The organism is Candidatus Nanopelagicales bacterium (assembly GCA_037045355.1).
GTDB lineage: Bacteria > Actinomycetota > Actinomycetes > S36-B12.
In genome coordinates, this window is the sequence record JBAOHO010000013.1 from 142,278 (window position 1) to 152,517 (window position 10,240).

The following is a 10,240-nucleotide window of genomic DNA, read 5'->3' on the forward strand; positions in this document are numbered from 1 at the left end:
CCTGTTCGAGCGCCGCCCCAACTTCCAGCCGTCGGACGGTGGGACGGGTTCTGAACTACTCCCCAGTCGGCGGCTGTGTCCCGGATCCAGACGACCGTCGGCGCCGCCGATTGCGCGAACGGCGCGGCCGCACCTCGGAGACGTCACTGCCCGTGGGGACATCGGTGGCTGGGCCCGCGGTCGCGTCGGTGGTGTTCCCGGCGGGGGAGCCGCCGCTGTCGGCACTGCGTGTCCGGCGCCGCTGCCGCTGGCGACGGGGCCGATCGTTGTCCTGACGCTGCGTGTCGTTGCCGTTGTCCCGGTCCCTGTTGCCAGACCGATCCTGGTCGCGACGACGGCCCGAGCCGCCTCCGCGTTGGCTGCGCCGCTCGTCACGCTGCCCACCGCCACGCTGCCCCCCGCCTCCGCGGCTCTTGCCGGTCTCCCCGAGATCCTCGAGTTCCTCGGCCTCCAGCCCGGCACGCGTGCGATCGGCCCGGGGCAGGCGACCAGTGGCTTCGGCGGGAATGCCCAGTCCGGTGTAGATGTGCTCCGAGGTCGAGTAGGTCTCGATGGGGTTGGCGAACGGGAGTTTGAGCGCCCGGTCGATCATGGCCCAGCGAGCGAGGTCCTCCCAGTCGACCAGTGTCACCGCGACGCCTGACTCGCCGGCGCGCCCGGTGCGGCCGATCCGGTGGACGTAGGTCTTCTCATCATCGGGGCATTCGTAGTTGATGACATGGGTGACGCCGTCGACGTCGATGCCACGAGCTGCCACGTCGGTGGCGGCGAGCACGTCGACCTTGCCGTTGCGGAACGCACGCAGCGCCTGCTCGCGGGCACCTTGCCCGAGATCGCCATGCACCGAGGCCGCCGCGAACCCGCGGTCACTGAGTTCGTCCTGAATGCGTTGGGCCCGCCGCTTGGTCCGGGTGAAGATCATGGTGAGGCCGCGATCCTTCGATTGCAGCACTCGGGCGATGATCTCCATCTTGTCCATCGGATGGGCCCGCCAGACGTGCTGCTCGATCGCGTCCACCGTGGCGGATTCGTCGCCTGCGTCGGCGGCTCGGATGTGCATGGGCTTGTTCATGTAGCGCCGGGCGAGCGCGACGATCTGTCCGGGCATGGTGGCCGAGAACAGCATGGTCTGACGCTCGGCCGGTACCTTGGCGACGATCTTCTCGACGTCGGGCAGGAAGCCCATGTCCAGCATCTCGTCGGCTTCATCGAGCACCAGAACGCCTACCTGGGAGAGATCGAGATGGCGCTGCTGTACGAGGTCGATCAATCGACCGGGAGTGCCGACGACGATGTCGATGCCCTTGGTCAGAGCGTCGATCTGGGGTTCGTAGGCGCGCCCGCCGTAGATGGTCAGCACCCGCACCTTCAGATCACGGCCCGCCTCGGCGAGGTCCTTGCCGACCTGGATGGCGAGTTCCCGGGTGGGGACGACGATCAGGGCCTGCGGCTTGCCGTTGCTCTCGCCGTCCGCGGGGACCAGGATCCGCTGCAGCAGTGGGATCCCAAAGCCCAGTGTCTTGCCCGTCCCTGTCTTGGCTTGACCGATGACGTCGCCGCCTTCGAGTGCCAGGGGCAGGGTCTGAGCCTGGATGGGGAAGGTACGCTCGATGCCCTCGTCGGCGAGCGCGGCCACGATCTCGGGGCGGACGCCGAGTTCGGCGAAGGTGGGGGCCAGCTGTTCTGTCTTCGGTTGTTCTGTTTCTGTTGTGGTTTCCGCTGATTCTTCGGCAGCGGGTGCTTCGGGAGCTGTCTCTTCGGGCGCGGTCTCTTCTGACACTGATGGTTCTCCGGAATCCTTCGTCAGGACCGACCCATCAGTCCTGTGGCGCCGTGCTGCGGGAGTTTCCCGTTCGGGTTCACGTCCGGGACTGCGCGATCCGGCTCGAGGAGCGGGGTGGCAGGTACCCGGCGGACGCACCGGCGGTTGCGCCGCTCAGTCTACGCGCTCAGCCACCAGATCGCGGGCCCGGCTACGCTGCGGCCATGGTCAGTGCCACCGATGCGCCCGTGATCGACTTGCTCGGGCTTATCGCCGCCGGTGAGTTGTTCGCGTTCGAGACCTTGGCCCGTGATTCGGCGCTGGCGGACGACCTCAACGCGAAGTCCGCTTTGGGTGCCATTGCGTGCCGTGAGTTCGGGCACTTCCAACTTGTCGTAGCGAGGATGCGCGATTCCGGCGCCGATGCCGACGCGGTGATCGGCGCGTATCTGCCTATTCTGTCGGAGTTCCACGCCAAGACGGCTCCACGGGATCTGCTCGAGGGCCTGCTCAAGGCGTACGTCGGCGATGGGATCGCCGCGGATTTCGGTCGCGAGATCGCCGCGTACGTCGATCCCCAGACGCGGGGCTTTCTCGACGATGTGCTGAGCGGCAGCGGTCAGGCGGAGTTCGTGGTGCCGTATGTGCAGCAGGCCTTGTCGCAGGACCCTGGGTCGGCTGGTCGCCTGGCGTTGTGGGGGAGGCGGTTGATGGGGGAGGCACTGGCTCAGGCCCAGCGCGTCGCGGCAGACCGGCCGGATCTGGCGGAACTGGTTGTCGGTGGTGGGGGACAGACGGGGGCGGGCTTGGCGGAGTTCGCGAACATGCTGGCTCGGATGACGGAGTCCCACAGCGCTCGGATGCGGAGCCTGGGCCTGGCTCCCTGACGCGGCGCCACGGGGATTTGAGTGGGGGTCAGGCCCGGACGGCGTACCTGTCAGTCGCGGCCGGAGTTGGCGGTGGCCGGAGTTGTGCGGTGGGCCGGAGTCGTTCGTCGTGAGAACGGTTACGTGGCGCCGAAGCCGACCCTGCCCGCGAGCGGCGCGCCGAGTTCGATGTACGCGACCTTGTCGGTGGGTACGAGGATCCGGCGACCCTTGACGTCTTCGAGGGTGACCAGTTCGTTGGCCGCCCACGCTTCGCTGATCACATCGGCGAGGTCCTCGGGCTCGGCAGCGCTTTCGAAGACGACCTCACGGGGTGAATCCTGGATTCCGATCCTGACTTCCACGCAGTCCTCCAAGGGTGTCGCTCGACCCTACCTGGCACCGGGTCAGGTGGGTATGGGTGTTCGCTCAGGGCTGTGGCGCCGGGGGGTGGCTGCGGGGGAAACCTGAGATCCCGCGCCATGCCAGCGCCGACAGAAGGTGGGCGGCGGCCTCGTGCCCGATGCCGTCGGGGTTGCTCAGCCAGCGCAGCGCAGCCGTCTGGGCCATCCCGAGCAGGCCGTAGGCCAGCAGCATCGCCTCGGCGACCGACAGGCCGGTGTCGGTCGCGATGACCTCACTGACCATTTCGGCGCTGAGCCGGTTGACGCGCTGGACCCGTTCGCGGACATCGGGTGCATTGACCAGGTCGGACTGGAACACGAGGCGGTAGGCCTCATCGTCGTGGCTGATGAACCTCAGGTACGCGTCGATCGTGGCGGTGACCCGGTTGCGGTTGTCGTCGGTCGACTTCAGGGCCCGGCCCATCGATTCCAGGAACTGTTCGGCTCCGCTGTCGAGTACCGCCAGGTACAGGTCACGTTTGGATCCGAAGTGCTGGTAGAGCACCGGCTTGGTGACGCCGGCGCGGGCGGCGATGTCGTCCATCGCGGCTTCGTGGTAGCCGGACTTGACGAATACCTCGCGAGCCGCGGTGAGCAGTGATTCCCGGCGTTCGACGCGCGGCAGCCGGGCTGCGGAGGAGCTCACGACCGCTATCTTACTCACCGGTAACAAGTGGCGGGCGGCTCTGTCCGAGGCCGACGGAGGGACTGTGACGAGTCCCACGCCGAGCAGGCGGCGCGTTGCGGTCCTACCCTGGGCCTCATGGCTGACTCCGAGACCGTGGACCTGTCGGTGGCCCCCCTGCCCAGTGATCTGCCCGCGGCCCCGCCCAGTGAGGAGGTCTGGCTGAACGAGCGCATGCTCACGGTGCGTCGCATGGCCGAGGGTGGCACTCCGACCGTCATGATCCACGGATTGGGCGGATCCAGCCTGAACTGGACCGATCTGGCTCTGGCTTTTCGTGGGCGCCTCGATTCGTGGGCGGTGGATCTGCCCGGGTTCGGCGCCTCTCCGCCCCCCCGCGACGGTGACTACACTCCCGCCGGTCACGCCCGTGCCGTCCTGGAGGTGATCACCGAGCGGATCGGGCGGCCGGTCCATGTGTTCGGCAACTCGATGGGGGGTGCCATCGCGGTTCAACTCGCCGCCCGCGCGCCCCAGTGGGTGCGGTCGCTGACCCTCATTTCACCGGCCTTGCCCGGCGGCCGGATCAAGAAATCCAACATGCATCTGCCGGTCATCGCGGTTCCGGGTGTCGGGGAGCGGGTGTTACGACGGTATCTGCAGGTGTCACCGGAGCTGCGGGCCCGCGCGACCATCGACCTGTGTTTCGCGGACGCGTCGCGGATGCACCCGGACCGGATGGCCGAAGCGGTGACCGAGGTCCGTCGCCGGGACACGTACCCGTACACGGCTGACGCCTTCGTGCAGTCGACCCGGGGGCTCATGGCAAGCCTGGTGGCCCGGGGCCCGCAGCGGCCCGCTGAGTTGATGACCAACATCCATCGCCCGGTACTGCTCGTATATGGGCGCAAAGACGCCTTGGTCGATCCGGCGGGCGGATACAAGATCGCGTCTCACCTGCCTGACGCCCGGGTCGTGGTGATCCCTGACTCCGGACATGTAGCGCAGATGGAGCACCCGGAGTTGGTGGCAGCGGCGTGGCGGGACCTCATCGGGAGTCGGTCTGGGGCCGTGCCCAGCCGCTGAGGGCTCCAGTCGCTGAGGGCTCCAGTCGCTGAGGGCTCCAGTCGCTGAGGGCCGGAGTGAGCCGTGCGCTCAGAGTCCTCACAATCCACCGTTGTAAAGAGACGACAGCGGCGAGAGACGACAGCCCCCGGACCGACGCTGGGGGTGCGGGTCCGGGGGCTGTCGCGTTCAGGCCGCTCGGGAGTCCGGCCTGGGGGGATGGCCTGTTTCGGCCTGTGGGTGCGCGTTTTGGGCCTGTCGGGGGAGATCAGGCCTCGAGGACGAACTCCGCCTCGATCTGGATGGTCACCTTGTCGGAGACGACGACGCCGCCGGCTTCCATTGTCTGGTTCCAGGTGACGCCGAAGTCCTGTCGGTTGATCACGGCCGTCCCCGAGAATCCGGCACGGTATCCACCGTAGGCATCCGGGCCCAGACCCACGAGTTCGAAGTGGAGGGGAACCTGCTTGGTGATGCCCTTCAGCGTCAAGTCACCCGCGAGAACCCAGTTGTCTCCGTCTTCGGAGACGCCCGTGGAGCGGTAGGTCATGGTCGGATTCTCGTCGGTGCCGAAGAAGTCCGGTGAGCGCAGATGCTCGTCGCGCTGGTCACTGCCCGTCTCGATCGACGCCAGTTTGATCTCGACGGTCACGGAGGAGTCGACGAGTTCCTCGGCGGTGGTCAAGGTGGCCGTGTAGTCGGTGAAGCGGCCGCGCACCTTGCTCACCATCATGTGGCGCACGCTGAATCCCACTTCGCTGTGCAGTGGGTCGATCTGCCAGGTTCCGGTGCGGTAACCGGGGATGGCGTCAGTGGCAACTGTCTGGGTCATGGCGGTGTCTCCTATGTCGTTGAGCGTTCATGGACATTAGAACGCAACATCATTGAATGTTCAAGTTATTCCTGGGGTGGACTCGTTGGTCTGTACCCTGGGGGACATGACGCGATGGCTCACCGAGGACGAGCAACGGACCTGGCGTGCTCTGCTCGACATGAACCGGCTCATCCAAGAGTCCACCGATCGTCAACTTCAAGACGACTCCGGCATTCCGGCCACCTACTACGGGATCCTTGTCCAACTGTCCGAGGCCCCCGACCGTCGCATGCGCATGTCCGCTCTGGCCGAGGCCCTCGAGGGGTCCCAGAGCAGGCTCTCCCACGCTGTCAGCAGGCTCGAGGATCGCGGCTGGGTCACGCGCAGGCGCTGCGATTCCGACGGGCGCGGTTGGTACGCGGTGCTCACCGACGCGGGGCTGGAGGCGCTGCAGGCGGCAGCCCCCGGACACGTCGCGCAGGTGCGCCGCATCCTGTTCGACGTCTTGTCCGTCGAGCAGCAGGACTGTCTGCGCGAACTCGCCGAACAGGTCTCGGACCATCTCCGTGCAACCTCGGCCGCCGACGTCGCCTGACACGCCCTGACCTCGGAGCCTGGGAGGGCTGCGCCGCCGGTTTGGACGCCACGGGAATGGCCCTCATCCTGGTGTGGTTGCAGTCACCGATCGGAATCTGGAGTCGCTCGTGTCCCTGCCCCCCTTGGTCGAACCCGCGCCCGAACTGACTGTGCCTGAGGTGCGCAGGTACAGCCGCCACCTGATCATCCCCGACGTGGGAATGGACGGGCAGAAGCGTCTGAAGAACGCCCGGGTTCTGTGCGTAGGCGCCGGCGGACTCGGCAGCCCCGCCCTGATGTACCTGGCCGCTGCTGGCGTCGGCACACTCGGCATCGTCGAGTTCGACGTCGTGGACGAATCCAATCTGCAACGCCAGATCATCCACGGGCAGAGTTCCATCGGTGTCTCCAAGGCGGAGTCCGCTCGCGCGCGCATCGCGGAGATCAACCCACTCGTGACCGTCGAGTTGCACGACACCCGGCTGGACTCCAGCAACGTGATGGAGATCTTCGCTCAGTACGACCTGATCGTCGACGGCACGGACAACTTCGCCACGCGGTATCTGGTCAACGACGCGTGTGTCTTGCTCGGCAAGCCATACGTGTGGGGATCGATCTTCCGGTTCGAGGGACAGGCGTCGGTCTTCTGGGCCGAACACGGACCCTGCTACCGGTGCCTGTACCCCGAGCCGCCCCCGCCCGGGATGGTTCCGTCGTGCGCCGAGGGTGGGGTTCTCGGAGTGCTGTGCGCGTCGATCGGTTCCATCCAGGTCACGGAGGCCATCAAGGTCCTGACCGGGATCGGAGATCCTCTGGTCGGTCGGCTGATGATCTACGACGGCCTCGACATGAACTACCGCAGTGTGAAGGTCCGCAAGGACCCGAACTGCGCGGTGTGTGGCGACAACCCCACCGTCACCGAACTCATCGACTACGAAGCTTTCTGCGGAGCCGTGTCGGCGGAGGCCTCGGAAGCCGTGAAGGATTCGACCATCTCGGTGCGCCAGCTCAAGGACATGCTGGATGAACGTGAGTCGGGGCAACGGGATTTCGTGTTGATCGACGTCCGGGAACCGGCCGAATGGGACATCGTGAGCATCCCCGGCGCCGAGTTGATCCCCAAGGGGGACTTCCTGAACGGCTCCGCTCTGTCGCGTCTGCCGCAGGACCGACAGATCGTGTTGCACTGCAAGGTCGGAGGCCGTTCAGCGGAGGTGCTCGCAGTCGTGAAGTCAGCGGGGTTCGCCGACGCGATCCACGTCGGTGGCGGCGTGGTGGCCTGGGTCGACCAGATCGAGCCGGACAAGCCCAACTACTGACCATCGACCGCCGGCTCGTCCAGAGTGGAGATCTCGGAACTCCTGGCGATCCGTCGAGGTGCTTGCCCGAAGTGGCTCACAGGCTTGCCCGAAGTGGCTCACAGGTAGTTGTTGCGCTGCAGCCAGTTGAACGAGAAGTACCCGGGCACGGTGGGCGCCCAGAAGGTGATCACGCGGTAGAGCAGGACCGCGGAGAATGCGATTCCGGATTCCAGGCCCGCCAATGTGAGACCGGCTGCCATCGCTGCCTCGACCGCACCGAGACCACCAGGGGTCGGGGCGGCCTGACCCACCACGGAACCGGTCAGGTAGACCACGGCGATCGCCGCGAAACTCAGGCCCCCGCCGAACGCGGCCACACAGGCGGCGAGGCACAGAATGTATCCGAGGTTCAGCACCAGCATGCCGCCGACGCCTTCCACGATCTTCCACGGCTGTTGCGCCACGGTAAGCAGCCGTGGTCCGACCTGGCGCAGCAGCGGTCCCGCACGGTTCCAGACCAGGCGTCTGACCGGGGGCAACAGGAACGCCCCACCGATGATGATGAGAGCCGCAGCGCCGGCCAGCACCGCACCCCTTGGTGGCGAGAACGAGAAGTCTTGCTGAGTGCCGGCGGCGATACCGAAGCCGAGCAACAGCAGGATGTGAACCAGGAACGCCGCCACCTGCGACACCCCGATGCTCGCCGTCGCCAAAGCCGGATGAACCCCGGAACGCTGCAGATAGCGCAGGTTGATCGCCACCGCGCCCAATGTCGGCGGTGCGACCAAGGTCGCGAAATCGCCGGCGAGCTGTGCGGCGATGGTGCGGATCAACTTGAGTTTCTCCGGGACGAATCCCGTCAACGACCAGGCCGCACCGGGGTAGGTCATGATCGACGCGATCACCGCGACGATCAGCCAGCCCCACTCGGCGTTGGCGAACAGATCGACCAGATTGACCTGGGCGAGTTGCGACAGAAGCACGTACACCGCGATCGACCCGATGATGATCATCAGCAGGGTGCGTGGCTTGATCCGCTCCAGCTCGATGTGCTCGACTTCGGCGTCAGGCCGGATCTCGATGAGTGAGTCGCGCAGCGAGATCATCAGATCCTTGTTCTTGCGCATCGCCTTCTTGGTGGTCGGGCTCAAGGCGACCGGCTGCAGAACGGGTAGTGCGCGCGTGAGGACCTCTGTTCCCAGCACGCGTTTGCCGGAGGCGATCGCGCGCTCGGGTCCGACGATCAAGGCCTGGGTGCACAACATCTCGGCCAAGTCGATTCGCAGCGCGACGTCGCCGGCGGCGATCGACCCCTGGCTCATGCCGAGGATCTGAACACCGTCCCCCGCGGTCAGCAGCAGATGATCCGCGGTCAGTCGTCGGTGGGCGATCCCCGCCGACCGTAACCGGTCGACCGCGCGCCATGCATTGTCCAAGGCAGTGTCGCTGAGGTCCTCGACCCCCACTTCATCGAAGCGTCGGCCGTCGGCGCGGTCGTAGGCGAGCAGGGATGAGTCGGGACCGATCTCGCGGGCGGCCAACAGGCGGGTGGTCGGCACCCCGGCATTCTGCGCCGCGTACGACATCAGAGCGCGCTGCTCGAGGCTGCGCCGCATGTTGAAACTGCTGCGCGTCGATTCCCGCAGGCGCAGACTGTGCCACAGGGCTTGTGCGAGGCCAGCACCTTCGAGGTCGCGATCGAGGACGTAGACCTCGACGGTGCGCTGGTCGCGTTCCCGCACACCCAGGTAGCGCCGCCCGACATCGGTGACGTCCTGGGCTCGGAGCACGGACACGGGGATTCCCGCACCCGCCAGTGTGTGCGCTACCTGCACTCCGCTGGGGCGCGTGGTGGGCGTGCCGACTGCGTAACGCACCGCGAGTCCCGTGGCCCAGCCGGCCATCAACGACAGTCCGATCCCGGCGATCGTGGTGCCACCGGTGAACACATTCACCACGAACAACGACACGACGACCAGGCCCGACAGGACGTTCCACGGTGCCCGTGCCATCAACCGGGCCACCGTGATGAAGGCCATGAGGCCGCCGAGCAGGGGCAGCAGCGGCGTGTCCTGCGGATTGACGCTGCCCGCCAGGGCGATCTGCCACCGGGCGGTGCCGAACTGCTCGATCACCAACGCCACGGCCGACAGGACGGCAACGGCCACGAATAAGCCCAGCAGCGCATCGAGGAGCTGCCGGCCACGGCCGCGGACCAGCATGTCCACCGCCGACGCCACCGGCAGCGTCAACAGGCCGAGGCCCGCGATGACGTTCATCACCAGGATCAGCAGGTCGGGCAGTTGCCGAGACGCCTCGGTCAGATCCTCGCCCAGTCCCGTGGCGGTCGACGTGGCGAAGAACGCGATCGTGGCGATCGCGGCCATGGCGACGACCGCCACCAGGAGGCGCACGAGATCCATGGGGCGGCGGAGGCGTTTGCCCACGACGCCTTCTTCGATGACCACCGTCTTGTCGGCCCTGTCGGCCCTGTCGGCCCTGTCGGCCCTGTCGGCCCTGTCGGCGGTCGGGGTCTGGCGGTGATCCGAATGTCGGGCGCCGGGGTCCGAATCGTGTGGCTCGTTCGGTTCGTCGAACCACACCCGCTCTCCCGGGCGCTGCGCGGCGTCATCGGGAAAGCACTCCTGGGACTCAGGGCTCGGAGCCGCTGGGGGCTGCCCGTCGGAGCGTGACGACCAATGTTCGTTGGCGGGCTCGTTGGCGGGCTCGCTATGGCGGACTCGACGGCGGGCACACCGGCGGGCGCGCCGGAAACCCGGTCGTCGGCAGTGGTCACCCCACGATGGTGGCACGCCACGGCGTGTGA

Annotated in this window: 10 protein-coding genes; 5 read left to right on the forward strand and 5 right to left on the reverse strand. The window is 67.0% G+C overall.

Annotated elements, in window-relative coordinates; translation table 11 throughout:
- Nucleotides 1-55: 55 nt before the first annotated feature.
- A complete protein-coding gene (locus V9E98_07275) occupies nt 56-1,780 on the reverse strand; it encodes a DEAD/DEAH box helicase (protein ID MEI2716782.1) in 1,725 nt (574 codons plus the stop codon).
- Nucleotides 1,781-1,986: 206 nt separating this feature from the next.
- Here V9E98_07275 and V9E98_07280 point away from each other — a divergent pair, with 206 nt between their 5' ends.
- On the forward strand, nt 1,987-2,649 hold the full coding sequence (locus V9E98_07280) for a ferritin-like fold-containing protein (protein ID MEI2716783.1): 663 nt from the start codon (nt 1,987-1,989) through the stop codon (nt 2,647-2,649).
- 119 nt (nt 2,650-2,768) lie between these two features.
- On the opposite strand, the gene V9E98_07285 is transcribed toward V9E98_07280, so the two are convergent.
- Together V9E98_07285 and V9E98_07290 are read right to left on the reverse strand one after the other, a co-directional pair.
- Nucleotides 2,769-2,993, reverse strand: coding sequence for a DUF3107 domain-containing protein (locus V9E98_07285; GenBank protein ID MEI2716784.1), 225 nt, complete (start codon nt 2,991-2,993; stop codon nt 2,769-2,771).
- A gap of 64 nt (nt 2,994-3,057) precedes the next feature.
- Nucleotides 3,058-3,678, reverse strand: coding sequence for a TetR/AcrR family transcriptional regulator (locus V9E98_07290; protein ID MEI2716785.1), 621 nt, complete (start codon nt 3,676-3,678; stop codon nt 3,058-3,060).
- 117 nt (nt 3,679-3,795) lie between these two features.
- Here V9E98_07290 and V9E98_07295 point away from each other — a divergent pair, with 117 nt between their 5' ends.
- A complete protein-coding gene (locus V9E98_07295; protein ID MEI2716786.1) occupies nt 3,796-4,743 on the forward strand; it encodes an alpha/beta fold hydrolase in 948 nt (315 codons plus the stop codon).
- A gap of 247 nt (nt 4,744-4,990) precedes the next feature.
- On the opposite strand, the gene V9E98_07300 is transcribed toward V9E98_07295, so the two are convergent.
- On the reverse strand, nt 4,991-5,554 hold the full coding sequence (locus V9E98_07300; protein MEI2716787.1) for a YceI family protein: 564 nt from the start codon (nt 5,552-5,554) through the stop codon (nt 4,991-4,993).
- A gap of 106 nt (nt 5,555-5,660) precedes the next feature.
- Between V9E98_07300 and V9E98_07305 the strand changes: the two genes are divergently transcribed.
- Nucleotides 5,661-6,131: a MarR family transcriptional regulator gene (locus V9E98_07305; GenBank protein ID MEI2716788.1), complete on the forward strand. Its 471-nt coding sequence runs from the start codon at nt 5,661-5,663 to the stop codon at nt 6,129-6,131.
- A gap of 109 nt (nt 6,132-6,240) precedes the next feature.
- Complete coding sequence (gene moeZ, locus V9E98_07310) at nt 6,241-7,431, forward strand: adenylyltransferase/sulfurtransferase MoeZ (GenBank protein MEI2716789.1); 1,191 nt, start codon at nt 6,241-6,243, stop codon at nt 7,429-7,431.
- Between the two features lie 98 nt (nt 7,432-7,529).
- Here the strand turns inward: moeZ and V9E98_07315 are convergent, their stop codons facing one another.
- Entirely contained in the window at nt 7,530-9,860 is a 2,331-nt protein-coding gene (locus V9E98_07315) for a lysylphosphatidylglycerol synthase transmembrane domain-containing protein (GenBank protein ID MEI2716790.1), read from the reverse strand.
- A 242-nt stretch (nt 9,861-10,102) separates the two neighbouring features.
- Between V9E98_07315 and V9E98_07320 the strand changes: the two genes are divergently transcribed.
- Nucleotides 10,103-10,240 (forward strand): hypothetical protein, encoded by a 138-nt coding sequence (locus tag V9E98_07320; protein MEI2716791.1) that lies wholly within the window; start codon nt 10,103-10,105, stop codon nt 10,238-10,240.

What these genes read in the sequence shown, in the direction of transcription:
- V9E98_07295 (MEI2716786.1), top strand. Translation starts at nt 3,796, where the DNA reads ATGGCTGACTCCGAGACCGTGGACCTGTCGGTGGCCCCCCTGCCCAGT.
- V9E98_07300 (MEI2716787.1), bottom strand. Translation starts at nt 5,554, where the DNA reads ATGACCCAGACAGTTGCCACTGACGCCATCCCCGGTTACCGCACCGGA.
- V9E98_07305 (MEI2716788.1), top strand. Translation starts at nt 5,661, where the DNA reads ATGACGCGATGGCTCACCGAGGACGAGCAACGGACCTGGCGTGCTCTG.
- V9E98_07280 (MEI2716783.1), top strand. Translation starts at nt 1,987, where the DNA reads ATGGTCAGTGCCACCGATGCGCCCGTGATCGACTTGCTCGGGCTTATC.